At 70.1% G+C, this 26738-nt stretch carries 26 protein-coding genes and 6 pseudogenes; 19 read left to right on the plus strand and 13 right to left on the minus strand.

Features of this window, described 5'->3' with window-relative positions:
• Positions 1-37 precede the first annotated feature (37 nt).
• The 3 genes and pseudogenes from aqpZ to MLUT_RS24295 form a co-directional block, all read right to left on the minus strand.
• Entirely contained in the window at positions 38-736 is a 699-nt protein-coding gene (aqpZ, locus tag MLUT_RS19485; protein ID WP_010080494.1) for an aquaporin Z, read from the minus strand.
• Between the two features lie 166 nt (positions 737-902).
• Positions 903-1424 (minus strand): NUDIX hydrolase, encoded by a 522-nt coding sequence (locus tag MLUT_RS23985; RefSeq protein WP_010080493.1) that lies wholly within the window; start codon positions 1422-1424, stop codon positions 903-905.
• 33 nt (positions 1425-1457) lie between these two features.
• Positions 1458-1559 (minus strand): annotated as a pseudogene (locus MLUT_RS24295) (ATP-binding cassette domain-containing protein); the annotation flags it as partial.
• 123 nt (positions 1560-1682) lie between these two features.
• On the opposite strand from MLUT_RS24295, the gene MLUT_RS19500 reads away from it, so the two are divergent.
• The 3 genes from MLUT_RS19500 to MLUT_RS19510 are packed head-to-tail and all read left to right on the plus strand — an operon-like array spanning position 1683 to position 3729.
• Positions 1683-2408, plus strand: a complete 726-nt coding sequence (locus MLUT_RS19500; protein ID WP_029248323.1) for a histidine phosphatase family protein — start codon at positions 1683-1685, stop codon at positions 2406-2408.
• The gene (locus MLUT_RS19505) at positions 2405-2947 is read left to right on the plus strand and encodes a DUF3090 domain-containing protein (RefSeq protein WP_010080490.1); all 543 of its coding nucleotides are present in this window, start codon (positions 2405-2407) and stop codon (positions 2945-2947) included. Before MLUT_RS19500 ends, MLUT_RS19505 begins: the two co-directional genes overlap by 4 nt.
• Entirely contained in the window at positions 2947-3729 is a 783-nt protein-coding gene (locus MLUT_RS19510; RefSeq protein ID WP_010080489.1) for an SCO1664 family protein, read from the plus strand. Before MLUT_RS19505 ends, MLUT_RS19510 begins: the two co-directional genes overlap by 1 nt.
• 309 nt (positions 3730-4038) lie before the next feature.
• On the opposite strand, the gene MLUT_RS19520 is transcribed toward MLUT_RS19510, so the two are convergent.
• The 3 genes and pseudogenes from MLUT_RS19520 to MLUT_RS24100 form a co-directional block, all read right to left on the minus strand.
• Positions 4039-4605 carry a mismatch-specific DNA-glycosylase gene (locus MLUT_RS19520; protein ID WP_010080487.1) on the minus strand — a complete coding sequence of 189 codons (567 nt, stop codon included), beginning with the start codon at positions 4603-4605 and terminating at the stop codon, positions 4039-4041.
• A gap of 1 nt (position 4606) precedes the next feature.
• Entirely contained in the window at positions 4607-4861 is a 255-nt protein-coding gene (locus MLUT_RS19525) for a Txe/YoeB family addiction module toxin (protein ID WP_010080486.1), read from the minus strand.
• A gap of 12 nt (positions 4862-4873) precedes the next feature.
• Positions 4874-4996: pseudogene (locus MLUT_RS24100) on the minus strand (type II toxin-antitoxin system prevent-host-death family antitoxin); the annotation flags it as partial.
• 229 nt (positions 4997-5225) lie between these two features.
• On the opposite strand from MLUT_RS24100, the gene MLUT_RS19535 reads away from it, so the two are divergent.
• Positions 5226-6569 carry an IS256-like element ISMlu11 family transposase gene (locus MLUT_RS19535; RefSeq protein WP_012751024.1) on the plus strand — a complete coding sequence of 448 codons (1344 nt, stop codon included), beginning with the start codon at positions 5226-5228 and terminating at the stop codon, positions 6567-6569.
• A 30-nt stretch (positions 6570-6599) separates the two neighbouring features.
• A pseudogene (locus tag MLUT_RS19540) lies at positions 6600-6935 on the plus strand (transposase); the annotation flags it as partial.
• A 104-nt stretch (positions 6936-7039) separates the two neighbouring features.
• Here the strand turns inward: MLUT_RS19540 and MLUT_RS19545 are convergent.
• Positions 7040-8293 (minus strand): IS256-like element ISMlu1 family transposase, encoded by a 1254-nt coding sequence (locus tag MLUT_RS19545; protein ID WP_010078638.1) that lies wholly within the window; start codon positions 8291-8293, stop codon positions 7040-7042.
• A gap of 507 nt (positions 8294-8800) precedes the next feature.
• Between MLUT_RS19545 and MLUT_RS19550 the strand changes: the two genes are divergently transcribed.
• The 4 genes from MLUT_RS19550 (at position 8801) to MLUT_RS19565 (ending at position 11287) form a co-directional block, all read left to right on the plus strand.
• Complete coding sequence (locus tag MLUT_RS19550; RefSeq protein ID WP_370622430.1) at positions 8801-9529, plus strand: formylglycine-generating enzyme family protein; 729 nt, start codon at positions 8801-8803, stop codon at positions 9527-9529.
• Positions 9530-9633: 104 nt separating this feature from the next.
• Positions 9634-10368 (plus strand): RCC1 domain-containing protein, encoded by a 735-nt coding sequence (locus MLUT_RS19555; RefSeq protein WP_231936600.1) that lies wholly within the window; start codon positions 9634-9636, stop codon positions 10366-10368.
• A 142-nt stretch (positions 10369-10510) separates the two neighbouring features.
• On the plus strand, positions 10511-10882 hold the full coding sequence (locus MLUT_RS19560) for a nuclear transport factor 2 family protein (protein ID WP_010080480.1): 372 nt from the start codon (positions 10511-10513) through the stop codon (positions 10880-10882).
• A gap of 177 nt (positions 10883-11059) precedes the next feature.
• On the plus strand, positions 11060-11287 hold the full coding sequence (locus tag MLUT_RS19565; RefSeq protein ID WP_010080479.1) for a hypothetical protein: 228 nt from the start codon (positions 11060-11062) through the stop codon (positions 11285-11287).
• 13 nt (positions 11288-11300) lie between these two features.
• Here MLUT_RS19565 and MLUT_RS19570 read toward each other — a convergent pair.
• Positions 11301-11735, minus strand: a pseudogene (locus tag MLUT_RS19570) (IS256 family transposase); the annotation flags it as partial.
• A gap of 103 nt (positions 11736-11838) precedes the next feature.
• On the opposite strand from MLUT_RS19570, the gene MLUT_RS19575 reads away from it, so the two are divergent.
• Positions 11839-13212, plus strand: a complete 1374-nt coding sequence (locus tag MLUT_RS19575) for an ISL3-like element ISMlu13 family transposase (RefSeq protein WP_012751137.1) — start codon at positions 11839-11841, stop codon at positions 13210-13212.
• Here the strand turns inward: MLUT_RS19575 and MLUT_RS19580 are convergent.
• Positions 13206-14048, minus strand: a pseudogene (locus MLUT_RS19580) (IS256 family transposase); the annotation flags it as partial. The gene MLUT_RS19575 and the pseudogene MLUT_RS19580 overlap by 7 nt on opposite strands.
• A 127-nt stretch (positions 14049-14175) precedes the next feature.
• Between MLUT_RS19580 and MLUT_RS23675 the strand changes: the two are divergent.
• Positions 14176-14751 (plus strand): recombinase family protein, encoded by a 576-nt coding sequence (locus MLUT_RS23675; RefSeq protein WP_231936601.1) that lies wholly within the window; start codon positions 14176-14178, stop codon positions 14749-14751.
• 18 nt (positions 14752-14769) lie between these two features.
• On the opposite strand, the gene MLUT_RS23680 is transcribed toward MLUT_RS23675, so the two are convergent.
• The gene (locus tag MLUT_RS23680; RefSeq protein WP_012751026.1) at positions 14770-15750 is read right to left on the minus strand and encodes a DUF4238 domain-containing protein; all 981 of its coding nucleotides are present in this window, start codon (positions 15748-15750) and stop codon (positions 14770-14772) included.
• A 272-nt stretch (positions 15751-16022) separates the two neighbouring features.
• Positions 16023-17108, minus strand: a complete 1086-nt coding sequence (gene ychF, locus MLUT_RS19590) for a redox-regulated ATPase YchF (RefSeq protein WP_029248320.1) — start codon at positions 17106-17108, stop codon at positions 16023-16025.
• 429 nt (positions 17109-17537) lie between these two features.
• On the opposite strand from ychF, the pseudogene MLUT_RS19595 reads away from it, so the two are divergent.
• Positions 17538-17990, plus strand: a pseudogene (locus MLUT_RS19595) (GMC oxidoreductase); the annotation flags it as partial.
• A gap of 110 nt (positions 17991-18100) precedes the next feature.
• On the opposite strand, the gene MLUT_RS19600 reads toward MLUT_RS19595, so the two are convergent.
• Complete coding sequence (locus MLUT_RS19600) at positions 18101-18592, minus strand: Hsp20/alpha crystallin family protein (RefSeq protein WP_010080471.1); 492 nt, start codon at positions 18590-18592, stop codon at positions 18101-18103.
• 227 nt (positions 18593-18819) lie between these two features.
• Between MLUT_RS19600 and MLUT_RS19605 the strand changes: the two genes are divergently transcribed.
• Genes MLUT_RS19605 through MLUT_RS19620 form a run of 4 tightly spaced genes read left to right on the plus strand, consistent with a single transcriptional unit; the run spans position 18820 to position 22476 of the window.
• Positions 18820-19791, plus strand: a complete 972-nt coding sequence (locus tag MLUT_RS19605; RefSeq protein WP_010080470.1) for an ABC transporter ATP-binding protein — start codon at positions 18820-18822, stop codon at positions 19789-19791.
• A complete protein-coding gene (locus MLUT_RS19610; RefSeq protein WP_010080469.1) occupies positions 19788-20582 on the plus strand; it encodes an ABC transporter permease in 795 nt (264 codons plus the stop codon). Before MLUT_RS19605 ends, MLUT_RS19610 begins: the two co-directional genes overlap by 4 nt.
• Positions 20579-21805, plus strand: a complete 1227-nt coding sequence (locus MLUT_RS19615) for a sensor histidine kinase (RefSeq protein ID WP_010080468.1) — start codon at positions 20579-20581, stop codon at positions 21803-21805. The genes MLUT_RS19610 and MLUT_RS19615 overlap by 4 nt, the downstream gene beginning before the upstream one ends.
• Complete coding sequence (locus MLUT_RS19620) at positions 21802-22476, plus strand: response regulator transcription factor (RefSeq protein ID WP_010080467.1); 675 nt, start codon at positions 21802-21804, stop codon at positions 22474-22476. Before MLUT_RS19615 ends, MLUT_RS19620 begins: the two co-directional genes overlap by 4 nt.
• A gap of 20 nt (positions 22477-22496) precedes the next feature.
• Here MLUT_RS19620 and MLUT_RS19625 read toward each other — a convergent pair whose 3' ends face one another.
• On the minus strand, positions 22497-23024 hold the full coding sequence (locus MLUT_RS19625) for an O-acetyl-ADP-ribose deacetylase (protein ID WP_010080466.1): 528 nt from the start codon (positions 23022-23024) through the stop codon (positions 22497-22499).
• A gap of 56 nt (positions 23025-23080) precedes the next feature.
• Between MLUT_RS19625 and MLUT_RS19630 the strand changes: the two genes are divergently transcribed.
• The 3 genes from MLUT_RS19630 (at position 23081) to MLUT_RS19640 (ending at position 26684) form a co-directional block, all read left to right on the plus strand.
• Positions 23081-23518: a hypothetical protein gene (locus tag MLUT_RS19630; RefSeq protein ID WP_231936602.1), complete on the plus strand. Its 438-nt coding sequence runs from the start codon at positions 23081-23083 to the stop codon at positions 23516-23518.
• Between the two features lie 65 nt (positions 23519-23583).
• Positions 23584-24843, plus strand: coding sequence for a DNA recombination protein RmuC (locus MLUT_RS19635; protein WP_010080464.1), 1260 nt, complete (start codon positions 23584-23586; stop codon positions 24841-24843).
• 140 nt (positions 24844-24983) lie between these two features.
• The gene (locus MLUT_RS19640) at positions 24984-26684 is read left to right on the plus strand and encodes an SLC13 family permease (protein ID WP_010080463.1); all 1701 of its coding nucleotides are present in this window, start codon (positions 24984-24986) and stop codon (positions 26682-26684) included.
• Positions 26685-26738 lie beyond the last annotated feature (54 nt).

The following is a 26738-nucleotide window of genomic DNA, read 5'->3' on the forward strand; positions in this document are numbered from 1 at the left end:
AGAAGGGGCGGTGAGGGCAAGGTCCGAATGGCAGGGGTCAGACGGCGTCACGCGTCCCGTCGGCGGCGGGCTCGGGCAGCTCCTCGGTCATCCGGGAGGAGTTGGGGAAGACGAAGCGGTAGCTGAGACCGGCGACCGCGGCGCCCAACAACGGGGCCACGAAGAACAGCCAGACCTGGCCGAGGGCGTCCCCGCCTGCGAACAGGGCCACGCCGCAGGAGCGAGCGGGGTTCACGGAGGTGTTCGACACGGGGATGGAGATCAGGTGGATCAGCGTGAGGGTCAGGCCGATGGCCAGCGGCGCGAAGCCGGACGGAGCACGGCGGTCCGTGGCGCCGAGGATGATGTAGAGGAACACGGCGGTCAGCAGCGCCTCGGTCAGGAACACCGCGCCCATCGAGTAGCCGGCGGGCGAGAGTTCGCCGTAGCCGTTGGTGGCCAGGCCGTTCTCCGCAAGCGAGTAGCCCGGACGACCGGAGGCGATCGCCAGCAGCACGCCGCCGGCCGCCACGCCGCCCACGAGCTGGGCGATCCAGTACGGCACAGTGAGCTTCCACGGCAGACGACCCGCGAGCGCCGCACCCAGGGTGACTGCCGGGTTGAAGTGACCGCCGGAGACGTGACCCACGGCGTAGGCCATGGCCACCACGGTCAGGCCGAAGACGAGGGCGACGCCGAGGAAGCCGATGCCCATGTTGACGCCTGTGGCGTCGTCGATCACGGATGCGGAGAACACGGCAGCGCCGTCCGTGGGACCGTCCCGCCGTTGCCTGGGCGCACCGTCTCGTCCCGCGTCCACCCTCCTGACCGCGCCGCCACGATCACGCCCGCAGATCAGGCAGCGGACCTCATCCGGGACGGGGACGCCGCCGGGCACCGCTCGTCCGGCCGGGGGCCGGGCCTCAGCCCGCCGGCTGATCCACCCCCGCGGCGGGACGCCCGTCCTCCAGGTAGACGCAGTGCGCGGCGTCCCAGGCGGCGTCGACGCGGCGGGCGATCGCCGGGCGCAGGAGCTTCCGGGCCTCCTGGCACGTCACGAAGCGATGCTCGGAGGCCTCGTCCTCCTGCAGGCGGATGGCGGCGACGTCCGCGGCAGTGAGCGGGTGGACGGCTCGGAAGAGGAAGCGCAGGCCGATCCGGCCGTCGGCCTTGCTGGGCCGCGTGTCGACGGCGACGAGCCGCCCGGCGGTCACCTCCAGCTTATGTCCCGCGCGGCGGGCGCGCACCGTGCGGACGGCCAGGATCAGCCAGGCGAGCACGGCCAGCGCGGCGAACACCGCGGGCAGCACGTGCCCCAGGAGCACGGAGGAGGCGACGGCGGCGAGGAACGCGGCCAGGTTGAGGACGACGTCGTACATCGGCGCGATGAACCGCCGGTTCACCACGTGGAGCCCGGCGATCGCCACGCCGCACGCGAACGTCACCGAGAGCAGGAGGTTGACTACCGGGGGAGGGTATCAGCGGCGGTCGAGTCGGACGGCCTCGAGCATGCGGCGGTCGTGGGTGACAAGCAGCAGGGCGCCGTCCTAGGCCTCGAGGGCCTGCTCCGGGCGTTCGAGGCCTGCAGACGGGCGTCAGCCTTGCCGGGCATAGGCGTGCTCGCGTTGCGTCACTGACCCTTTGCGTCATGGCCGCGAGGCTTTGTCCGCGAGAGGCGGGCATCCCCTCGCTACGCTGAGGCCATGGCTACGGTTCTCCTCGTGCGGCACGGCCGCACCACGGCCAATGCGACGGGACTGCTGGCAGGCCGGACCCCCGGGGTCAGCCTGGACGAGCACGGACGGGAGCAGGCGGCCCGCACCGCGGACCGCATCGCGGCCGTGCCCGTGGCCGCGGTGGTGGCCAGTCCCCTGGAGCGGTGCGCGCAGACGGCCCGCGCCCTCCTCGATCGCCAGCCGGGGACGGTGTCCTCGCTGGTCGACGACGACCTCACCGAGTGCGACTACGGCCAGTGGCAGGGGCGCGCGCTCAGCGACCTGGCCACCGAGCCCCTGTGGGCGACGGTGCAGACCCAACCTTCCGCCGTCGTCTTCCCCGGCGGGGAGTCCATGGCCGGCATGCAGGCCCGCGCGGTGGCGGCGATCCGCCGGCACGACGCCGCGGTCGAGGCCGAGCACGGGCCCGGGGCGGTGTGGGTGGCGGTGAGCCACGGGGACGTCATCAAGTCGATCCTGGCCGATGCGCTCGGCACGCACCTGGACCTGTTCCAGCGGATCGAGGTGGGGCCCGCCTCCGTGTCCATCGTGAGCTACGGACCGAGCCGACCGCGGGTCTGGGCGACCAATACCGACGCCGGGGACCTGTCCTGGCTGGCGACCCTCGGCCCGTCCGACGACGCACCGGTGGGCGGCGGTGCGGGCACGGGCGCCGGTGCGGTGGACGGGCAGACGCCTAGGATCGTGGCATGACTGATGCACCTGCCCCCGTCCATGAGTTCGACTGGCCGGATCGGGTCGTGATCGGGACGCTCGGGCGTCCCGGAGCCCGCACGTTCTACCTGCAGGTGCGCACCGGGCCCCGGCTGGTGAGCCTGGCCCTGGAGAAGCAGCAGTCGGCCCTGATGGCGGAGATGATCGACGAGATCCTGGACGATCTGATGGCGCTGGAGGGCAACCCGCACAGCGTCCCGGCCAGCACGCCCGTGGAACTCGTGGACAACGATCCGCTGGACCCGGTGCAGGAGTGGTTCCGGGTGGGGGCCATCGGCCTGGGCTGGGACCCCACCACCGCGCAGGTGTTCATCGACGCGCACCCCCTCTCCGACGACGACGCCGACCCGGCGCCCGAGGCGGGCGCCGAGGCCGTGCGCGTCCGCATGCCCGTCGGCGCCGCCCGGGCGTTCGCCCGGCGCACCCGGGAGGTCGTGGACGCCGGACGTCCGTTCTGCTCGGACTGCGGCCAGCCCATCGACCCCGACGGCCACGACTGCACTCTCCCCGACTCCTGATGAGCCCCGCGGACGTGCCCGCCGGCGAGCTGGTGTCCGGGGAGCTGACGCTCACCGGCCGCATCACGACGGTGTCCAACGCCACGTTCCTCGGCGCGATCGGTGACACCTCGGTGGTCTACAAGCCGGTGGCCGGCGAGGCCCCGCTCTGGGACTTCCCCGCCGGGACCCTGGCCCGCCGCGAGGTGGCCGCGCACCTGGTGTCCGAGGCGCTGGGGTGGGACATCGTGCCGCGCACCTGGCTGCGAGACGGCCCCTTCGGCGAGGGCATGGTGCAGCTCTGGCAGGAGCAGGATCCTGAGCAGGACGCCGTGGACCTGTTCCCGGCGGACGAGGTGCCGGCCTCGGGGTGGCTCACGATCCTGGAGGGTGAGGACGAGGGCGGGAATCGGCTGGTCCTGGCCCACGAGGACTCGGCGGCGCTGCGCCGCATGGCGGTGTTCGACGTGCTCGTCAACAACGCCGACCGCAAGGGCGCCCACATCCTCGCCATGCCCGGCGGGCACCGTCACGGGGTGGACCACGGGCTCACCTTCCATGTGGAGGACAAGCTGCGCACCGTGCTGTGGGGATGGCTGGGCGAGGCGCTAAGCGAGGAGGAGCGCGACGGCGTCGCCCGGGTTCTCGACGGGCTCGACGGTGAGCTGGGGCAGGGGCTGGCGGAGCTGTTGAGTGCCGAGGAAGTCGACGCCCTCGCCGAACGCTGCACCCGGTTGCTCGACGACGGGATCTTCCCTGCCCCGAGCGGGCTGACGCCGGCCATGCCCTGGCCGCTGTTCTGACGGGCCCGAGGCGTCAGCGCGTCCGGCTGATCGTGAAGTCCAGCGAGTTCTCGCCGACGGCGCGCAGGATCGGCCCGGAGACGGGGAAGGGCAGGTCCTGGACCGCGTTGCCTGACACGGGATCTCGCAGCTGCGCAGGGTGGCGTCGGTGGAGCACGTCGAGGTCCGCGTCTGCGTCTGGCAGCCCACGAGGGCCGCGGCGGTCAGGCCGAGGCCCAGGAGCGAGGTGTTGGCTCGTGTGCGCACGGTGCCCACCCGATCGGAGATCCCAGCGGGCGTGCAGCGCGACCGCAGGGACATCGGGTGCACTCAGTCCACGAGCCCCGCCGCGGCACCGGCCGCGCGGTAGTCCGCGGCGAGCGAGTCCAGGGTGGCGTGAGCGTTGAGCCCGCTGGGGTTCGGCGCCACGAACAGCCGCGTGCCCGGCCACGGCGTCTCCTGCTCCCCCAGCGCCGCCTTCGGGCGTCCGAACGCCTGCCGGTAGGCCGTCACCCCCAACACGGCGACGACGGCCGGCGCATGCGCTGCCACGAGCGCGTCAAGGCGGGCGGGGGCGGCGGCGAGCTCCTCCGCGGTGAGCTCGTCGGCGCGGGCGGAGGCACGCGGGACGAGGTTGGAGATCCCGATGCCGCGGGCGTGCAGCTCGGCGAGGTCCTCGGCCTTGTAGCCGTCGGAGGCGTCGATCAGGTGTCGGGTGAGCCCGGCGCGGTGCAGGGCCGGGTAGAAGCGGTTGCCGCGGCGGGCGAAGTGCGCACCGGTGGCGGCGGTCCACAGGCCGGGGTTGATGCCGATGAACAGCAGCCGCAGCGGGTCCGGCAGCAGGTCGGGGACGGTGCGGTCGCGGAACTGCTGAAGTTCGGCCTGGGTGAAGCGCATGTCAGTAGTGATACCTCGCCTGGAGGATGATCAGGTCCTCGCCGTCGACGAGGTAGACGAGCCTGTGCTCCTCCGTGATGCGTCGGGACCATGCCCCGGCCGCGCCGTACTTCAGCTGCTCGGGTTTGCCGATCCCGTCGAGGGGATCACGCAGGGCGGCGTCGATGAGGGTGTTGATCCGTTGGAGGACCTTGCGGTCCGTGGTCTGCCAGTGCGTGCAGTCATCCCAGGCGGAGCGGTCCGACACGAGGCGCATTCAGGCGTCCCCGTCCGCGGGCATGAGAACGGCGTTGCCCTTGCGGGAGACGATCTCGACGGCGTCGCGGTCCGCAGTCACTCGCTCGATGAGCGGGAACAGGGTCTTGCGGGCTTCACTGGCACTGATGGACATGGGGGCCTCCTCCGGCGCGATGTGGTGCCTGCTTATGTACCAGTCGGCGAGGTCGAACTCGGGAGGCACCCTGCCGAATGCAGAACTCCTTGCTTTCGTGATCCGGGGGCCGGGCTACGGCGTCCCCACCTGGTGTTGCGTGGCGGGGTGCGGCGCGCAGTCCGCCACCCGCGGGCGTGTCAGATGGTCTGTGTAAGCCGTACCGAGAGGAACGGTAAGAATCATGACCATGACCGACGAGAAGAACCCAGGCGAGCCCTCGGGCCAGGACCTGGTCGAGCAGCTGAAAGCCTCAGGGCAGCTTGATTCCCTATTCGCGCAGATCGACGCGGGCGGCGTCGAGCTCACCGGTGACGGCGGGTTCGTGCCCGCGCTGGTCAAGGCCGCGCTCGAGCGGGGCCTGCAGGCCGAGCTGACCAGCCATCTGGGCTACGAGAAGGGCTCGAGCGAGGCGCTGAAGCACGCCAACTCCCGCAACGGGACCACCCCGAAGACCGTGGAGTCCGAGGTCGGGCCGATCGAGCTGGACGTCCCGCGAGACCGGGGCGGGTCGTTCACCCCGCGCCTGGTGCCCAAGGGCCAGCGGCGCCTCGGGGGCCTGGATGACATGATCATCAGCCTCTATGCCGGCGGAATGACGATCCGGGACATCCAGCACCACCTGGCCTCCACGATCGGCACGGACCTGTCGCACGAGACGATCTCCAACATCACCGACGCCGTGAGCGAAGAGGTCCTGGCGTGGCAGTCGCGGCCGCTGGAGGAGTTCTATCCGGTGATCTATCTCGACGCAATCCGGATCAAGATCCGAGAGAACAGCCAGGTCCTCAACCGTGCCGCCTACATCGCCGTCGGCGTGGACCTCGAGGGCATCAAGCACGTGCTGGGGATCTGGGTCCAGGACACCGAGGGCTCGGCGTTCTGGGCCCACGTCTGCGCCGATCTCGCCAACCGGGGCGTGCAGGACGTGCTGATCGTGTGCTGCGACGGGCTCAAGGGCCTGCCGGAGGCGGTCGAGGCGACGTGGCCGGACTCGATGGTCCAGACCTGCGTGGTTCACCTGATCCGGGCCGCGATGCGGTTCGTGGCCTACCAGGACCGCAAGAAGGTCGCCGCCGCGCTGAAGCCGATCTACACCGCCCCCAACGAAGAGACCGCGAGGAAGGCGCTGGCCGAGTTCGAGGCCTCCGAGCTCGGCACGAAGTACCCGTCTGCAGCCGCGACCTGGGCGAACTCCTGGGAGCGGTTCATCCCGTTCCTGCAGTTCCCACCCATGCTCCGCAAGGTCATCTACACGACCAACAGCATCGAGTCGCTGAACTTCCAGCTACGGAAGGTGACCAAGAACCGCGGCCACTTCCCCTCGACCGAGGCGGCGGTGAAGCTGCTCTGGCTGGCGATCTGCAACATCGAAGACAAACGCGCCGCCGAACGCGCTCGGGACCGGGGCAAACCCGCCGGCCAGCGCAAAGCCCAGGGCCGGCTCGTCGAAGGTCAGGCCGTCACGAACTGGAAGCAGGCCCTCGCCCAGCTCGCCGCGGCCTACCCCGACCGGATCAACCCCTACCTGTGACCACCCCGCTTACACAGACAAGTTGACACGCCCGTGGTGGCCGAGCACCTCGATGCTGCCCGGGCCGACATCCTGGCGTTCACCACATTCCCCAAGGACGTCTGGACCCAGATCTGGTCGAACAACCCGGCCGAACGGCTCAACCGCGAGATCCGCCGCCGCACCGACGCCGTGGGCATCTTCCCCAACCGGGCGGCCATCGTACGACTGGTGGGCGCGGTGCTGGCCGAGCAGACAGACGAGTGGGCCGAGGGCCGTCGCTACCTCGGCCTGGAGGTCCTGGCCCGCTGCCGACTCACCACCGTCAGCAACACGGGAAGCGAGGTGAACCCCGACACCGCGCCCGCCCTCGAGTTCAGCGCCTGACAACCCCAACGAAGGAATCAGCCGCTACACCACTTCATGGGGCTTGACCGTAGTAGGTCAAGTCCCGAGTAGTGGTGTAACGCTCTGATCCTCCATTGGTGCTGTTAGGCGCTGAGTTCGAGGGTGGTTTCCGGTTCGGCGTTCACCTCGTTCCCGGTGTCGTCCACGGTGGTGAGGCGGCAGCGGGCCAACACCTCGAGGCCGAGGTAGCGGCGGCCCTCGGCCCACTCATCGGTCTGCTCAGCCAGCACCGCCCCGACCAGGCGCACGATCGCTGCCCGGTTCGGGAAGATGCCCACGGCGTCGGTGCGACGCCGGATCTCGCGGTTGAGCCGTTCGGCCGGGTTGTTCGACCAGATCTGGGTCCACACGTCCTTGGGGAACGTGGTGAACGCCAGGATGTCCGCCCGGGCACCATCGAGGTGTTCGGCCACCGCGGGCAGCTTTTCGCTGACGTAGTCCAGCAGCCGGTCGAACTGGGCGTCCACGCTGGCGGCGTCGGGCTGGTCATACACCGAGTGCAGCATGGCCTTCACGGCCGGCCACATGGACTTGGGGGTGATGCCCATCAGGTTCGCCGCGTAGTGGGTCCGGCACCGCTGCCAGGTCGCTCCGGGCAGGTTCGCGGCGATGGCGTCCTTGAGCCCGGTGTGGGCGTCGGAAGTGACCAGGCGGACTCCGGTCAGGCCCCGGGCCACCAGGTCGGCGAAGAACTCGTTCCACGCCGACCCCGTCTCCGAGGTGGCCACCCGCAGGCCGAGGACCTCGCGGTGGCCGTCACCATTGACCCCGGTGGCCAGCAGCACCACGGCGTTGACCACCCGGCCGCCCTCGCGGACCTTCATGCTCAGCGCGTCGGCGGCCACGAACGTGAACGGCCCAGCCTCCCCGAGCGGGCGATGACGGAAGGACTCGACCTGCTCGTCCAGCTCGGTGGCCATCCGCGAGACCTGGGACTTCGACAGCGCGTTGATCCCGAGGGTCTTGACCAGTTTGTCCATCCGCCGGGTCGAGACCCCGGCCAGGTAGCAGTCGGCGACCACCGTGATCAGCGCGGATTCGGCCCTTTTGCGGCGCTCGAGCAGCCACTCCGGGAAGTACGTGCCCGACCTGAGTTTGGGGATCGCCACGTCCAGGGTCCCGACCCGGGTGTCCAGGTCCCGGTGCCGGTACCCGTTGCGCTGGGTAGCTCGGCCCGGGGTGGGTTTACCCCATTCGGCGCCGACCACCGCGTCGGCGTCAGCGGAGAGCAGGGAGTTGATCACGGTCTGCAGCAACGAACGCATCAAATCCGGGGATGCTTCGGACAGGGCTTCGCCGAGCAGGCCGGCAGGGTCGACAATATGAGGAGCGGTCATCGTGATGACTCCGTTCGAGGATTCTGTGGAAGGTTGACTCGAAGGATCACACGGTGGCCGCGTCCACATCCGGAACGACGTGCCCAGTCACCGTGCGCTACACCACTCTATGGGGCACTACTTCCGACCCTGTCCGCCCGCCACATGACTCGCCACAACCGACCCGCCAGAGCGGCAGCCGCCCGTACGTTTCTGGCGGGCCCTGGGGCGCGCGGGAGCGCCCACCGGGACACCCAGATTTCACGCCGACCGGATCCCGCCTGATATGCGAAGAGTTCACCGCGCGTCGTGTGAACTCTTCGCTGCATCTCGACAACCTTCCAGAAACGGCTCGATTGTCGAGATGCAGCGAAAACTGCACAAATGTTGTCGAGATGCAGCGAAGAGTTCCAAAACGCGCCAATTTGATTCATACGCCGAAGAACGCTCCAGATCTTGACAGCTCGGGCCGTGTGACTCCCTCTCGCCGCCCGACTTGCCGGGAAACCGATGTGCCACGCTGGCCCTATGCCCCAGCCCGCAATGACTCCCCTACCCTCGGGAAAAATCACCCTGCGCGACGCCCGCCGCGGAACCACACGGGAGGTCGACCTGGAGCCCTTCGAGATCGCCACCCATCCCCTCCATGACCCGGACACCGGCCTGCCATCCACGCCGGTGACCTGGTTCGACGCCATCGCCCTCTGCAATGCGCTCTCCTTGGCCGAGAGCCTGCGGCCGGCCTACACGCGCGCTGCGGACGGGCGCACGGTCACCTGGGACCCCACCGCCGACGGCTACCGACTGCCCACCGAGGCCGAGTGGGAGTACGCCTGCCGCGCTGGCGCGACGTCACCCACCTACGGGCCGCTCGAGGACATCGCCTGGACCAGCCTCGATCACCACGAGGGACCCCAGCCGGTCGGCCGGAAGAAGGCCAACCCCTGGGGCCTGCACGACATGCTCGGCAACGTCTGGGAATGGTGCTGGGACTACGCCGATCCCGCCCGCTACGGCGACTACCGCACCCTGCGCGGCGGCGGCTGGGCCGACGAGCCCTGGAGCGTGCGCGCCTCCGTCCGCCGCGGCAGCGCCCCCGACGCCGTCCTCGAGGACGTCGGCCTTCGGATGGCCCGCGGCCCGGTGGGGACAGGCAAGCAAGCGCAGGGGTGGTCCCACGAGGCGGACCGGGAACGGGCCGCCATCCGCGGGCCGCTCCCCGTGGGCTGGACTCCCCTGCGGAAGATCACCCGGTGACTGGCCAGCGGGGCCTCCTCGCGGCCGGCCGGCGGCACTCGCTGGTCGTCGTCGACGGCGGTCGTGTCCTGGCCGCGGGCCCACCGGGTGTGGACGAGTGCGCCGTGGCAGGCTGGAGCGAGGTCGTCGCCGTGGCCGCCGGGAACGTGCACGGCGCGCGGAACACGGGCCGCTCCCACTCGGTCGGGCTGCGCGCCGACGGCACGGTCCTCGCCGCGGGATGGAACGCGCACGGCCAGTGCGAGGTCACCGAGTGGACCGGGATGGTGGGCGTCGCCGCCGGATGGCGCCGCACCCTGGGGGTACGCGCCGACGGCACCGCGACGGCCGCAGGCCGGAGAGACGAGGGGGCGTGCGACGTGGAGGACTGGTCCGAGATCGTCGTGGTCTCCGCCGGGGACTGGCACTCCGTGGGACTCCGATCAGACAGGACTGTGGTGGCGGCGGGCCTGAACACGCGCGGCCAAGTCGACGTGACCGGCTGGACCGACATCGTGGGCGTCGCGGCCGGCTACCTCCACACCCTGGGCGTCAAAAACGACGGCACCGTGGTGGCCTGCGGCGACGCCACCGCGGGCCTTACCGAGGCCCGCCGCTGGCGAAACATCAGGGCTGTCTCTGCCGGCAGCCATCATGTGCTCGGATTGATGAAGGATGGGCGCGTTCTCGCGGCCGGCGACGACAGCCACGGGCAGTGCCGCACGCAGGCCTGGCGCAAGGTCGTGGCCATCGCCGCGGGGTCACGCCATTCGCTCGGCCTGCGTAGCGATGGATCCATCCTGACCGCGGGCTACGACGGCGATGGGCAGCGCGGCTGGACGGCAACAGGCGAGACATGATGCGCACACGGAGGGCGTACTCCTACGGACTTCGGCCGGAGGAGCATGCCCGGGGTTCTAGCCCCTGGGCAAGGAACAGCGCGCCTGGTGCAACCTTCGCCGCATCTCGACAACACGCATGACCTAACTGTTAGGTAGTCCCATGGCCACTCTGGAGCTTCACACGCTGATAAACCTTGAGCATGCGGGATGGGACGCTTTGTGCTCCTCACGCGGCGCCGACTTCTACGGGCAGCTCATGGCTGATGACGGTGTCATGATCCTCGTCAACGGAGCCGTCCTCGACCGGGCCGCCGTTCAGACCTCTCTGAACGGCGCGCCGGCATGGGACAGCTACACCATCACCGATGAGCGCCTGATACCCGCCGGTCCCGGCGCGGCCACCCTCGTCTACCGGGCACATGCCCGCCGAGGAAACGAGCCTCCCTTCGACAGCATCATGTCCAGCACCTATGCCGAAATTGAGGGATCCCCCCGCCTGACGGTCTACCAGCAGACCACAACCACACACTGAATCCTCATCGCCACCCGGGCATAGACGTCCTCATCAGGGACGTCGGTAGCAAAGTCAACTTGTCACGCCATCGGCAGGAGCCTCACTTTCCACGGAATTAGCCGCGTGTCCTGGGAAAACTTCGCTGCATCTCGACACTTGACCAGCGCACGGGATCACGGTCGCTACGCTCGATCCATGCCCGTCCGTCTGCGCCCTACCGTCCTCGACGACGCCGAGGCCCTCGCCGCCCTGGCACGGAGCCAACGCGAGCACCTGGGCCCGTGGGAGCCGGAGCGCCCCGCCCACTGGTTCACGGAGGCCGGGCAGCGCGAGGCCCTCGAACAGGCAGACCGTGACCGGGCCGCCGGCCGCTCCTACGCCTTCGTCATCGGTCAAGCCCCTCGTGATGGTGTAGCGGTCTGATCCTTCATGGGGGTCAGGCGCTGAGGCCGAGGGTGAGTTCGGTGTCGGGGTCCACCTCGTCTCCGGTGTTGGTCACGGTGGTGAGCCTGCAGCGGGCCAGGACTTCGAGACCGAGGTAGCGTCGACCCTCGGCCCATTCATCGGTCTGCTCGGCCAGCACCGCACCCACTAGCCTGACGATGGCCGCCCGGTTGGGGAAGATGCCCACCGCGTCGGTGCGACGGCGGATCTCCCGGTTGAGCCGCTCGGCCGGGTTGTTCGACCAGACCTGCGTCCAGACGTCCTTCGGGAACGTGGTGAAGGCCAGGATGTCCGCCCGGGCGGCGTCGAGGTGCTCAGCCACGGTGGGCAGCTTCTCGCTCACGTAGTCCAGGAGCCGGTCGAACTGCGCGTGCACGCTGGCCGCATCGGGCTGGTCATAGACCGAGTGCAGCATGGCTTTCACGGCTCTTCCCAGTTGAGCGTGGGGGTGTCGTGAGTCAAGGGCCCGTGCCCTTGCAAGAGGATGGATTTTGCGAAGAATCTAACCTCGATCACGAAGGACACGAGCCATGTCCCAGCGTACGCGCGCTGCCTTGCCCCTGCCTGCCCACGCCGCTGCCGAGCACCACGTCCGTGCGGCGGCATCGGTGGTGTTCAACCTGGAGGGATACACCGTCCTTCAGGCCCTCGACCGGCCACTGGGAGGTAGGCGTGTCGTTGTGGCCGCCGATGCCGCCGAGGGGGCCTGCCCGGGCTGCGGGGTGTTCTCGGGCCGGGTGCACCAGCGGGTCCGCCAGTCCGTGAAGGACATCCCTGTCGGTGGGGACCTGTTGGAGTTGGTTGTCGTCAAGCCCAGGTTCCTGTGCGCCGAGGGGGCCTGCCCGCGCCGGACCTTCACGCAGACCACGGACCAGTTGCCGGCCCGGGCCCGGTGTACCACCCGGTTGCGGGAGGCCGTGGTGGCCGCGGTGCTGGACTCCGGCCGGGCCACCGCGGAAGCCGCCAACGCGCATGGCCTGGCGTGGGGCACCGTCAACGCCGCCATCCTGGGCCACACCATGGTCTTGCCGGAGGTCGACAAGGTGCCGGTGCGGGCGCTGGGCATCGACGAGCACCGGTTCGCCACCGCCAAGTGGTTCAAACACCCCGACACGGCCGTCTGGTGCCGGGTCGAGCCGTGGATGAGCACCTTTGTCGTCGCCGACACCGGGCACGTGCTCGGCGTCGTCGACGGACGGTCTTCCCGCAACGTCACCGCCTGGCTGGCCGAACGCTCCGAAGCCTGGCTGGATCGGCTCGAGGTGGTCGCCATCGATCCCTCGGCCACGTTCCGCACCGCGATCCGCAAGGTGCTGCCGACCGTGGACATCAGCGTGGACCACTTCCACCTGGTCAAGCTCGGCAACCAGATGCTCACCGAGGTCCGCCAACGCGTGGTGCGCGAAGTCCTGGGCCGGCGGGGCCGCAAGCAGGATGCCGTGTGGGCTCACCGGATGTTGCTGCTGCGGGCCGGGGACCGACTCACCGAGGCCGGCCTGCGCCGACTCGAGCACGTCCTGGACGACGATGCCTATGAGCAGGTCGCCGCCGCCTGGGCGGTCAAGGAGCACCTGCGGCGGATCCTGAACGCCCCCACCGTCGCAGCGGCCCAGAACGCCCGGATCGACTTCGAGCTGACCGTAGCCGCCGCAGGACTGCCGGAGGCTGACAGGCTCTCGGCCACCGTGGGGAAGTGGTGGGTCGAGATCAAGGTGTTCATCCGCACCCGAGTCACGAACGCCCGCACCGAGGCGGCCAACACGGCCATCAAACAGGTCAAGCGCACCGGCCGCGGGTTCCGCAACCAGACCAACTACCAGTCACGTATTCTGGCCAGGAGCTTCCGACGGACACGCCGACGCTCCCAGATCCACCCTCGAGCAGGACTCCACGCTCAAGTGTGAAGAGCCGCTTTCACGGCCGGCCACATGTTCTTCGGGGTGATGCCCATCAGGTTCGCCGCGTAATGGGTGCGGCAGCGCTGCCACGTCGCTCCGGGCAGGTTCGCCGCGATGGCGTCCTTGAGTCCGGTGTGGGCGTCAGAAGTGACCAACCGGACCCCGGCCAGGCCGCGGGCGACCAGGTCGGCGAAGAACTCGTTCCACGCCGCCCCGGTCTCCGAGGTGGCGACCCGCAGGCCCAGGACCTCGCGGTGGCCGTCAGCGTTGACCCCGGTGGCCAGCAGCACCACGGCGTTGACCACGCGCCCGCCCTCGCGGACCTTCATGCTCAGCGCATCGGCGGCCACGAACGTGAACGGGCCGGCCACCCCGAGCGGGCGGTGGCGGAAGGCCTCGACCTGCTCGTCGAGCTCGGTGGCCATCCGGGAGACTTGGGACTTGGACAGGGCGTTGACGCCCAGAGTCTTGACCAGCTTGTCCATCCGTCGGGTCGAGACCCCGGCGAGGTAGCAGTCAGCGACCACGGTGATCAGCGCCGACTCCGCTCTCTTCCTGCGTTCAAGTAGCCAGTCCGGGAAGTACGTGCCCGATCTGAGCTTGGGGATGGCCACGTCCAGGGTGCCGACCCGGGTGTCCAGGTCCCGGTGGCGGTACCCGTTCCGCTGAGCAGTGCGCGAGGAGCTGGGCTTGCCCCATTCGGCACCGACCACCGCGTCGGCATCCGCGGACAGCAAGGTGTTGATCATGGTCTGCAGCAGGTGGCGCATCATGTCCGGGGAGGCCTCGGACAGGGCTTCTCCGAGCAGGCCGGCAGGGTCGACAATATGAGGAGCGGTCATCGTGATGACTCCATTCGAGGATTCTGTGAGAGGTTGACTCGAAGGATCACACGGTGGCCGCGTCCACGTCTGGAACGACGTGCCCGACCACCGGGCGCTACACCACTATGCGGGACTCAACTTACGCGTGAGCATTTACGGACAAAACCTCGCCCGACAAGAAGCGATAGCGGCAGGCGTAGACAAAGTGTTTCGAGAGCACGCCAGCGCAAAAGACCGACAAAGACCACAACTCGCCGCACTCATCGACTACGCCCGAGACGGCGACACCGTGAAGGTGTGGAGCATCGACAGACTCGCACGCGACCTCGCAGACCTCGAAGCAATCGTGAAGGAACTCAACGACGCGGGCGTGACCGTCCACTTCGAGAAAGAGGGCATCACCGCCAGTCCACACGAAACAGCCAACCCACTTGACCGCATGATGCTTCAGATCATGGGCATCTTCGCCCAGTTCGAGCGCGAACTTATCAATGAGCGCAGACGTGAAGGCGTCGCCGCAGCACGAGCAGCCGGCAAACTGACCCACCGCCCCCCAGCACTCACGCCCGAGCAAGCCGCCGAAGTAGTCGCCAGACACGCGCAGGGCGTCCCTGTGGCACGAATAGCCCGTGAGGCAGGCGTCAGCCGCAACACCGTCTACAAGGCGCTCAGAGAGGCAGATAGCGCCGTAGAGGGCACAGGGGCACCATCGGACGCCTGAACGTATTCCAGCGCATCATCAACTTCGACGGGCGCTCTTAAATATTAACGCGTCCAGTTGCGAGTCGTCAGGATGCCTGAAAACCTCTCTTTCGGCAAAAAACGCCGTCATAACATTGAATTGGTTGGCAAGATGCGAAGTTCCCGCTAGTACGCGGTCAAATTCGCCATCCGCTGTCTTACTGAGGTCGCCCACCTGTCGATAAATTTCCTCCTCTGATCCATGGCAATTAAATCCATGCAGTCGACCCAAGTGCAGCGCCACGGATCGCGACAACGGGAACAATAACGCCTCCGCCCCTCGCAATGTAGTATTGGCTTTCTCAATCGGCTCGTCGGGTGCGAACATCGAGAGGGGCGAGTCGGATGTTATTAGCTTTTTTCTTTCGAAGTAGAAGAAAGTCCATTCTCTACCGATGAGGAATGGAACCTCAGCCTCAGCGCTAATAAAAGTATTTTGGAGATGTTGAAGCCTAAGGTCATTCTTGATGTCGAAATTTGGATCTTTTAGGTTCTCCCAAACGAGTTCAGCATTAAACTCGGGATAATTCGCTCCCATGTAGGACCGGACAAACTCCTCCAGTTCGTCCGGTCCGCTCATTCCCGCACTCTGCACGGTTACGGCGTCCAGAAATTTCTCGTGATTCGCTCGAACATTCGGACCACGATGGGCTTGGATTGAAATGAAGCGAGACAGGTGTTCCCGCTCCTCAAAATTCAGCTTGAAGTCCCGTTCTCTGATTTTTCTGATAATTGGGGCGGCGCTTGTCTCTATTGTGTTTAGTTGATGCTCAGCTTCGTCAGCCCTCTCAAATATGGCAGGAGAAGTCAACGTATTGTAGTCATTCTCAAGTGCAATCTTGTCCAGACTCGCCAAGAAGCCTCTTCGCTTTGAGTCGAGAGGAACTACGTTAATGAATTTTTCATCCTTAGCAAACCCTCGCAAGTAGACCTTTGGGACATAGTGGTGCCTCTTCGAGATGTGCGCCGGTTTTGCCATAGGGCAACTCTCCCACGGGATCGCTCACCCAGCCCAGCCACGCGCCCTCAGTGCCCCGCATAGCGCCTCCCGCTCCCCCACTGGCACCTGTGGACCCCCAGTACGCGAGAGCGCGTCAGAGAGGCACACAGCCCCTCCCCAGAGACGACGAAGCCCCCACCAGCACCAGCCAGTGAGGGCACCCACCGTTACGGCACGACTGCCATAGGCGCGCCATAACTCCCCGTCATGCCATAGAGTTACGGCACCAAGAACCGCATGATTCCAACGATTCACACGTTGAACCGGAACTCGACCACGTCGCCGTCCTTCATCACGTAGTCCTTGCCCTCCATGCGCACCTTGCCGGCGGCCTTGGCGTCGGCCATGGACCCGGCAGCGATCAGATCATCGAAACTCACAATCTCAGCCTTGATGAAGCCGCGCTGGAAGTCGGTGTGGATCACGCCGGCGGCCTCGGGTGCGGTCGCGCCGACGGGGATGGTCCACGCGCGCGTCTCCTTCGGCCCCGCCGTCAGGTACGTCTGCAGGCCGAGGGTGGAGAAGCCCACGCGGGCCAGCTGGTCCAGCCCGGACTCGTCCTGCCCGGCCATCTCCAGCATCTCGGCGGCCTCCTCCTCGGAGAGCTCCACGAGGTCGGACTCGAGCTTGGCGTCCAGGAACACGGCGTCGGCGGGGGCCACCAGATCGCGCAGCTCCTGCTGCCTGGCCTCGTCCCCCAGCACACCCTCGTCCGAGTTGAACACGTAGATGAACGGCTTGGCGGTGAGCAGGCTCAGCTCGCGCAGCCGGTCCATGTCCAGCTTGTCCTTGTCCTTCACGGCGAAGATCGTCTCGCCCCGCTCCAGCACCGCGAGCGCGGCCTTGAGCGCCTCGAGGTCGGCGGGCTCCTTCTTCTTGCCCTTGACCTCCTTCTCGACGCGCGGGATCGCCTTCTCCACGGTCTGCATGTCCGCGATGATCAGCTCGGTGTTGATGGTCTCCATGTCCGAGGCCGGGTCCACCTTGCCGTCCACGTGGACGACGTCGCCGTCGTCGAACGCGCGCACCACCTGGGCAATCGCGTGGGCCTCACGGATGTTCGCCAGGAACTGATTGCCCAGGCCCTCCCCCTCGGAGGCGCCCTTCACGATGCCGGCGATGTCCACGAAGGACACCGTGGCCGGCAGGATGCGCTCGGAGCCGAAGATCTCGGCCAGCTGGGGCAGCCGCTCATCCGGCAGGTTCACCACGCCCACGTTCGGCTCGATCGTCGCGAATGGGTAGTTCGCCGCGAGCACGGTCTGGCGCGTCAGCGCGTTGAACAGGGTCGACTTGCCCACGTTGGGCAGTCCCACGAATCCGATAGTCAAAGCCACAGTCCGGCAGTCTACCGGCGGGCCCACCGCGGCGGAGGCGTCCCGCACCGGCCCCGTTCCGTGGGCAGAACCGGCAGCCCCACCCGCTCCGTGGGCAGAAAGTGCGCTCTCCCCTGTTCCGGGGGCAGAACCGGCAGGGTTTTCGCTTGCAGGGGCAGAACCGGCAGGGTTTTCCCTTCCGGGGGCAGAAACCCTTGCTTTTCTGCCCACGGAACCCAGAGGCCCGGCGGCCACGGGGCCCGGCAGCCCCAGCCCCCGCCCCCACGCGCCCACGGAACCCAGAGACCCGCACCGCCCAGCACGCATCCCCGCCCAGATGACCGATCTGTAGGGTGGGCGGGCCGCCCAGACCCCGACGAGAGGACGCACACCTGTGTCTGCCGAACAGCGGACGACAGCCGAGACCGCAGGGCCACCGGGTCCCCCCTCGCCAAGTCCCGCGGCACCGTGCGCCTGCGCTCCAACGACTACCGGGACAAGCCGGCCGTGGACCCGCGCTACTTCACCGACCCGGAGGGCCATGACATGGCCGTCGCGGTCGCCGGCATCCGGCTGGCCCGGGAGATCGTCTCCCAGCCGGCCATGGCGGCGTGGGCGGGGCGCGAGCTGGCCCCGGGCGTGGAGGCGCAGACCGATGAGGAGATCGCCGACTACGTGCGCCGCACCCACAACACCGTGTACCACCCGGTGGGCTCGGTGCGCATGGGCGCCGACGACGACGCCATGAGCCCCCTGGACGCCCGCCTGCGCGTCAAGGGCGTGACGGGTCTGCGCGTGGCCGACGCCTCCGTGATGCCCGAGCACGTGACCGTGAACCCCAACATCACGTGCTTCATGATCGGTGAGAAGGCCGCGCAGCTGATCCTGGCCGACCGCGCCTGACCACCACGCAGATGCGGCGGGCCCCCGGTGGGGGCCCGCCGCATTCGCGTTCGGGGGACGGGCCGCGGGCCGGTCACACCGGCCGCGTGCGCGGCTCCGTCAGAGGGCGATCACTCGCCGGAGGCCTCGGCGGCGGAGCCCTCCACGGCCTCCACGGTCTGCCCGGCCACGGGGGCGGTGCCGCCGTGGGTGACGGAGATCTTGCGGGGCTTGGCCTGCTCCGCCACCGGGATGGTGAGGGTCAGGACGCCGTCGCTGTAGTCGGCCTGGATGCGGTCGAGGGCGAGACCCTCGCCCAGGGTGAGCTGGCGGGCGAAGGTGCCGGCGGAACGCTCACGGGTGAGCCAGCGTCGGTCCTCGCGGGCCGGGTCCTCCTTGCGCTCGGCGCGGACGGTGAGCGTGCGCTCCTCCACGTCCACGTCGATAGAGGCCGGGTCGACGCCGGGCAGCTCGACCTCGGCGACGAAGGCGTCGCCCTCGCGGTACAGGTTCATGGGCATGGACGCGGTGCCGGTCGCGCGGGTCGTCAGACCGTTCACCAGACGCTCCATCTCACGGAAGGGACGCTCCATCTCACGGAACGGATCGATGGGACGGGTCATGTCGGTTCACTCTCCTCGGGAGTCGGGTCGGCGCCGCTGACACCGCGGCGTCTGATCACCACAACAGCACGCCCGGCGAACCTATTCCAGAAATCTTCGTGAACTCCGCTCAACTTTCTGAGGGACGGCCCGCACGCGACGGCGCGGCCCCACCCATGACATTCGTCATGGCGCATTCCTGACGTCTGCCGCTCCCGCGGGGCGCGCCCCGCGGCGAGGCTGGAGCCATGAGCAACGCACCCGCACTCGCAACCCGGGGACTCACCCGCCGCTTCGGACCGGTCCGGGCCGTGGACGGCGTGGACCTCACCGTCCCTGCCGGCGAAGTCCTCGCCCTCCTCGGGCCCAACGGCGCCGGCAAGACCACGCTGCTGGACATGGCCCTGGGCTTCAGCCCGCCCTCGGACGGCACGGTCCGCGTCCTCGGCTCCGAGCCTGTCGCCGCGATCCGCCAGGGCCGGGTGGGCGCGGTGCTGCAGACGGGCGGCCTGCTGGAGGACCTGAGCGTCCGCGAGACCGTGGCCATGGTGGCCGGCTGCCACCGCCGCCACATCGGCGTGCCCGCCGCCCTCGAGCGCGCCGGCCTCACCGGGCTGGCCGGGCGCCGGGTGAAGAAGTGCTCCGGAGGCGAGCGCCAGCGGCTGCGCTTCGCCCTGGCCCTGCTCACCGACCCCGAGCTGCTGATCCTGGACGAGCCCACCGCGGGCATGGACGTCCGCGCCCGCCACGACTTCTGGGACACCATGCACGCCGAGGCGGACCGGGGCCGCACCATCGTGTTCGCCACCCACTTCCTCCCCGAAGCCGAGGACTTCGCGGACCGGATCGTCCTGATGCGCGAGGGCCGGATCCACGCGGACGGCACGCCCGCCGAGCTCGCCACCGGCGGGTCCGTCACCCTCACGGGCCGCTGGGCCGGCGGCGGAGACGATCCGGACGCGCCCGCCCGCCTCGCCACCGCCCTGAGCCTGCCGCAGGACGCCGTCCAGCTCGAACCACAGCACCTCTCCCCCGGCCGCCTGCGCGTGCGCGTCCCCGCCGGGGGCTCGGTCACCGGCGACGACGTCGCCCGCCACCTGCTGAACGAGCGCCTCGTCGAGGACCTGGCGATCACCCACGCCTCCCTCGACGACGTGTTCCTCTCCCTGACCGACGCCGGCCAGCCGGCACCCTCCGAGCCGCAGGAGTCCCTCGCATGAGCACGACCACCACCGCCCCCGGCCGCCTGTTCGGCTACGCACGCCGCGAGTTCGTCCGCAACGTGCGGATGATCGAGGGCTCGTTCTTCATCGTCGTCCTCCCCGTGGCGCTCTACCTCATGTTCGGCGCGCTCTCCGACTGGGGAGACCGCCCCGTCGGCCACGGGAACGTGTCCGCGTACACCATGACCGGCATGGCCGTGTACGGGGCGGTCATGGCCACCACGTCGATCGCCGGCTCGGCCGCCGTCGAGCGCCAGTCCGGCTGGGGCCGCCAGCTCTCCCTGACCGCGCTCACCCCGGGCGCCTACCTCGCCGGCAAGTGCCTCGTGGCCCTGGCCATGGCCGCCCTGCCCGTGCTCGCCGTGCTCGCCGCGGGCGCGCTCACGGGCGCCGAGCTCATCGGCCCGCTGCGCTGGCTCACGACGGGCGCCCTCGCCCTGGTGTCCTCGCTGCCGTTCGCGCTGTTCGGCCTGGCGGCCGCCCTGCTCTTCCGTTCGGAGGCCGCCGTGTCCGCGGCGTCGGGCATCCTGGTGGTGTTCGGCTTCCTCGGGAACCTCTTCGTCCCGCTCTCGGGCATCATGCTGGACATCGGGCGCTTCACTCCGGTGTACGGGGCCGGCGCCCTCGCCCGATGGCCGCAGATGGAGGGAGAGAGGGCACAGATGGGAACGGAACCCGCCGCCGCCGCGGACCCGCTGTGGCTGCCGATCGTGAACCTGCTGGCCTGGACGGCCGTGTTCACGGTGGTCTGCCTGCTCGCCTCCCGCTCCCGGACGGCCCGCGCATGAGCCCCGCCGGCGGATCCCCGGCGCCGGCCCGACCGACGGTCGGCACGGCGGAGCACGACCCCGCCGTTCTGCCGCTGCACCTGTGGCCGTCCACGCTGGGGTTCGCCGGGGTGTGGCTCATCAGCTTCGGCTTCGTCCTCGTCGAGCTCCTCCGCCGGGCGTTCACGCCCGGGGACGGGCGGGGCGAGGCGATCCTGGGGGTGGCGGCCATCGTGGTCTTCATCCTCGTCTACCTGGCCGCGTTCGTGGTGCCGCGCCCGGTGCGCGCGTGGCCGGCCTGGGCCAACGCGGTCCTCACCTGGCTCGTGCTCGCCGGGTGCCTGGCCGTGCTGACCCGGATCCTGGGCGTCCACGCCCTGCTCTACTCCCCCTTCCTCGTGGCCACGTGGCTCTTCCCCCACCGGCTACGCGTGGGCCTGATCGGCGCCGGGGCCACGATGGCCGCGGCGCTGGCGACCGGGCTGCTGTTCTTCCCCGGCGATCCGGCCCTGCCCGTCGTGCTGGGCAACCTCGCCGTCCTCCTGGTGGTGCTGGTGGGCATGCGCCTGGCCATCGGCCGGGACGACCGGGTCATGGAGATGACGCATGAACTCGACCTCGCCGGCCAGCGGGAACGGCTCGGCCGGGATCTGCACGACATCCTGGGCCACTCCCTGACCACCATCAACGTCAAGACCCAGCTCGTGCACCGACTGATCGACGCGGACCCCGCCCGGGCCAAGCAGGAGGCCGCCGAGGTGATCGCCCTGTCCCGCACGGCCCTCGCCGAGGCGCGGGCCGCCGTCGCCGAGCTCGCCGCCCCGGAGCTGGGCGGGCAGCTCTCCCTCTCCATGGGGGCACTGCGGGACGCCGGGATGGCCGTCGAGGCCCCGCCGCCCGGCGCCGTCACCGAGGTGCCGGAGCGTCGCCGCGCCCTGGCCGCCTGGGTCGTGCGCGAGGCCGTGACCAACGTGCTCCGCCACGCCGGGGCCCGCCGGGTGCGCATCAGCCTGGACGCCCACCACGTGGCGGTGCTCGACGACGGCGCCGGGTTGCCGGCCTCCGTCGCGGCGGGTGTGGGCCCCCGCACCCTCGCCGAGCGGGCGGCCGCGGAGGGCGCACGCCTCGAGGTGGGGCCGGGGCTGGGCGGAGCCGGCACCGGCGTGGCCGTGCACTGGGGCGGGAGCGCGACGGAGGCCGCACGCGGGGTGCTGCCCGCCGCCGAGGGCAGGATGGACGCATGAGAGAGGCAGCCGACTCGACCTCATCCCCGGCGACGCCACCCTCGACCGGTCGCGGGCCCGGGGCTCCGCTGCGCCTGCTGCTGGCCGACGACCAGGCGCTCGTGCGCGGCGCCCTGGCCGCCCTTCTGGACACCGAGCCGGACCTGATCGTCGTCGCCCAGGCCGCCTCCGGGGACGAGGTGGCGGACGCCGTCGAGGCCCATGACGTGGACGTCGCCCTGCTGGACATCGAGATGCCCGGAGTGGACGGGCTCGAGGCCCTGCGCCGGATCCGGGACCGCGGCCTGGACTGCGCCGTGCTGATGGTGACGACCTTCGGCCGCCCCGGCTACCTGGAGCGGGCCCTGGCCGCCGGGGCCCGGGGATTCGTGGTCAAGGACACCCCGGCCGAGCAGCTCGCCGACGCCGTGCGCGCGGTGGCCCGTGGTGAGCGCGTGGTGGATCCCTCGCTCGCGGTGGACACCCTCGCGGCGGGTCCGAGCCCGCTGACCCCGCGGGAGGTCGATGTGCTGCGCGAAGCACTCACGGGGGCCTCCGTCCGTGCGATCGCCGGGCGCCTGCACCTCTCGGCGGGCACGGTGCGCAACCACCTGAGCGCGGCGATCGGCAAGACGGCCACCAGCACGCGCGGCGAGGCCGCGACGGTCGCGCGCGATCGAGGGTGGCTGTAGGGGCGGTTCAGCGGAGGCGCTCAGGTGAGATGCTCGAGCGCCGCACGGAACGCGGCCTCCGCCGTCTCGCCGTAGGGCACGAACAGCACCTCGTCCACGGTGCCGCCCACCTCGTCCGCCATCGCGTGGCAGGTCTCGACGGCGATCCGCGCCGCGTCCTCCATGGGCCAGCCGTAGATCCCCGCGGAGATCGCCGGGAACGCGACCGTCCGGGCGCCGAGCCCGGCCGCCACCTTCAGGGACTCGCGGTAGCACGAGGCGAGGGTGTCGGACTTGTCGATGGTCTTGGCCCACACCGGGCCCACCGTGTGGATGACCCAGCGCGCCGGCAGGCGCCCCGCCGTCGTCGCCACGGCCTGGCCGGCGGGCAGCCCCTCCGGCAGATCGGTCTCGCGCAGGCGGCGGCACTCGGCCAGGATCTCGGGGCCGCCGCGCCGGTGGATGGCGCCGTCCACGCCTCCGCCGCCGAGCAGTGTCGAGTTGGCGGCGTTGACGACGGCGTCCGCGTGCGTGGCCGTGATGTCCCCGGGGGCGATGGTGAGCTGCATGGGCCCACGCTAGGCGCGGGTGGGCGCCGTCGGACAGGGCCGGTAGCCTCGGCCCCATGAGCACCCCGACTCCCACCGGACCGACCCCCATGCCTCCCGGCGGCGAGCTGCTGCCGCTGATCAGCCTCGCGGTGGAGCACGTGTTCGACACGCTCGGACGGCAGTCCGTGTTCGCCCCCACGATCCTCGCCGTCACCGCCGACGGCCAGCGCGGCATGTGGGAGCACCCGGACCTCGAGCCCGAGCAGGCGGCCGCCACGGTCGCGAAGATCAGCCCGCGCCCCACGCGGGCGGTGGCCGTGTTCGACGGCGAGATCGAGACGGCGGACGGACCCCGCCCGGCCGTCGCGGTGGAGGCCTTCGACGCCGCCGCCCTGGCCTCGACCCGCATGGTCTTCCCGTATCTGCCCGGCGTGGCCGCGGCGGGCATCGCCGCTCGCGTCGACGGCGACCCGCAGGTCGTGGCCAACGGCCCCAACCCGCTCTTCGGCTGAGCTGCCCGCCACGACGACGGCGCGCCGCGGCCTACCGTGTCCGTGCAGCCTGCGAGGGTGGGGTCATGGAGATCCTCAGCCTGCTGCTCGCCCTCATCCTCGGACTCGTGCTGGGTGCCCTGGTGGGCGCGTGGCTCATGTGGCGCCGGGCGGCCGGCGGCGGTGAGGTGGCCCGCCGGGCCCAGGCCGAGCTGGCCGCGCTGCGCACCGAGCACCAGGGGGCGCGAGAGGAGCTCGCGGCCGCCCGGGCGGAGCAGCGCGCGCTCACGGCCGCGCGCGCCGAGGACGCCGAACGCCAACGCGCGGAGTCCCAGGTGATGTCCACGCTCGCCCCGCTGGGCCAGCGGCTGGCGGCGCTCCAGGAGCAGGTGAGCGTGCTGGAACGGGATCGGGCGTCCCAGTTCGGCCGGCTCGGGGAGCAGCTCCGCGCCGCCGCGGCCACGGACCGGGACCTGCTGAACCAGACCACCTCGCTCATGGCCACGCTCAAGTCCACCTCCGCGCGGGGCCACTGGGGAGAGGCGCAGCTGCGGCGGGTCGTCGAGGCGGCGGGCATGCTCCACCACGTGGACTTCACGGAGCAGGCCACGCTGTCCGGCAGGGACGGCGAGCGCCTCCGCCCGGACCTCGTGGTGTCCCTGCCCGGCGGCAAGGCCATGGCCGTGGACGCCAAGGCCCCCATCGGGGACGCGCTGGCCGCCGAGGCCCTCGCGGACGAGCCCGGCGAGGAGGCGTACGAGCGGCGCCAGGCGCTGGCCGCCCAGCACGCCGCGGCCGTGCGCCGCCACGTGGACCAGCTCTCCGCGAAGTCCTACTGGGCCGGCCTCGAGCACTCCCCCGAGCTGGTCCTGTGCTTCCTGCCCGCCGAGTCGCTCCTGGCCGCGGCGCTGGACGCGGACCCCGGGCTGCTGGACCACGCGTTCTCGCGGAACGTCGCGCTCGTCGCCCCCGTCTCCCTCCTGACCGCCCTGAAGTCCGTGGCCTACGCGTGGCGGCAGGACACCCTGGCCGAGAACGCCCACACCGTGGTGGCCAGCGCGAAGGACCTCTACGAGCGCCTCGGCACGCTCGGCACCCACCTGGACCGCATGGGCGGATCCCTCAAGACTGCCGTGGACCGCTACAACCAGCTCGTCGGCAACGTCGAGTCGCGCGTGCTCCCCGCCGCCCGGCGCCTTCGCGAAGTCGACCCGGGCCTGGCCCCCACGCCGGACATCCGTACGCTCGAGTCCGCGCCCCGGCCCCTGGCCGCTCCGGAACTGGTCACGGGCGTGGAGGAGGACGAGCTGCGCCGTCGTCGGGCGGAGTCGGCGCGGGAGGCGTGAGCAGGGCCGGGCGGGGGGCCGGGCGAGTGGGCCCTCGCCGAGATGAGATCGCCTTCTGGTGATCCAGATCACTTGATACGGTGAAACTCACAGAGAATTGCCAGCCCGCACGTGGGCCCTGACCTGATGAGGAGGCGCCCATGGCGTCCCGTCCACTCCCCCCGCCGAGCAACGTCAACGAGCACGTCTCCCGCTTCGACCCCCGAGCGGCCGCCCAGGAGTTCGAACACGAGCTCTCCCCGGGCATGCGTGACGAACCGCTGACCGGCGGCGAGAACGTCAAGCGCATCATCGGCCTCGTGGCCGGCCCCCTGCTCGCCGTCGCCCTGTTCCTGCTGATGCCGGGCGACCTCGGCGTCTGGCCCCGCCTCGTCGCCGCCACCGCCGTGCTCATGGCCGTGTGGTGGATGACCGAGGCCCTGCCCATCCCCGCCACCGCCCTGCTGCCGCTCGTCATCTTCCCGCTCGGCGTGCCCGCCGAGGAGTCCGACGGCGGCATCACCTTCGACTCCATCGGCGCGAGCTACGGCAACAACATCATCTTCCTGTTCATGGGCGGCTTCATGCTCGCCCTGGCCATGCAGCGCTGGAACCTGCACCGGCGCATCGCGCTCGGCGTCCTGAAGTTCATGGGCGCCAGGACCGTGAACCTCGTCCTGGGCTTCATGATCGCCACCGGGTTCATCTCCATGTGGGTGTCCAACACCGCCACCGCCGTGATGATGCTCCCCATCGGCGTGTCCATCCTCGTGCTCGTCCAGCGCTACGCCACGGACGACGCCCTGACCGCGGACGAGACCGCGGACCCGGTCGACCGCCCCGCCGCGCCCGCCTCCGCGCCCGGCGAGGCCCCCACGCAGGCCGAGATCCGCTCCCTCACCAAGTCGAACTTCGGCACCGCGCTCATGCTCGGCATCGCGTACGCCGCGTCCATCGGCTCGCTCGGCACCATCATCGGCACCCCGCCCAACACCCTGCTCGCGGGCCACATGGCCGCCGAGCACGGCGTGGAGATCGGCTTCGGCCAGTGGATGCTGGTCGGCGTGCCGATCGCCGTCGTGCTGCTCTTCGCGTGCTGGTTCCTGCTCACCCGCGTGCTGTTCCGCCCGGAGATCGACGAGGTCCCCGGCGGCCGCGACCTGATCGCCGCCGAGCTGGCCCGCCTCGGCCGCATGAGCGCCCCCGAGGCCAAGGTCCTCGCCGTCTTCGTCCTCGCCGCGCTGGCCTGGATCACCGTGCCGCTGATCTCCGAGTACGTCCTGGACCTGACGTCCCCGCTGCTCTCGGACGCGGCCATCGCCATGGTCGTCGGGCTCATCCTGTTCCTCCTGCCGGCCGGTGGCGGGGCCGGGCGCGGCGTGCGCCTGCTCGACTGGGAGGCCGCGAAGGAGCTGCCGTGGGGCGTGCTTCTGCTGTTCGGCGGCGGCCTGGCACTGTCCGGTCAGTTCTCCAAGTCGGGCCTGTCCACGTGGCTCGGTGAGCAGGTCAAGGGCTTCGGTGACATCCCCGTGTGGGTGCTCGTGGTGATCGCCGCCGTCGGCATCCTGCTGCTGACCGAGATGACCTCGAACACGGCCACCGCGGCCACGTTCCTGCCGGTCGCCTCCGGCGTGGCCCTGGGCACCGGCGTCGCCCCGCTCATGCTGGCCGCGCCCGTCGCCCTCGCCGCGACCTGCGCGTTCATGCTGCCCGTGGCCACCCCGCCGAACGCCATCGCGTACGGCTCCGGCTACGTGACCATCGGCCAGATGGTGAAGGGCGGCGTGTTGCTGAACATCATCGCCGCCGTGCTCATCTCCATCGCGTCGATGACCCTGCTCGTCTGGGTCTTCGGACTCTGAGTCCTGACCACCCGCCGCCCCGGAACGCCGAGGCCCGCAGACTCGCCGCTACGC

This window comes from Micrococcus luteus NCTC 2665 (assembly GCF_000023205.1).
GTDB classification, from domain to species: Bacteria; Actinomycetota; Actinomycetes; order Actinomycetales; family Micrococcaceae; genus Micrococcus; species Micrococcus luteus.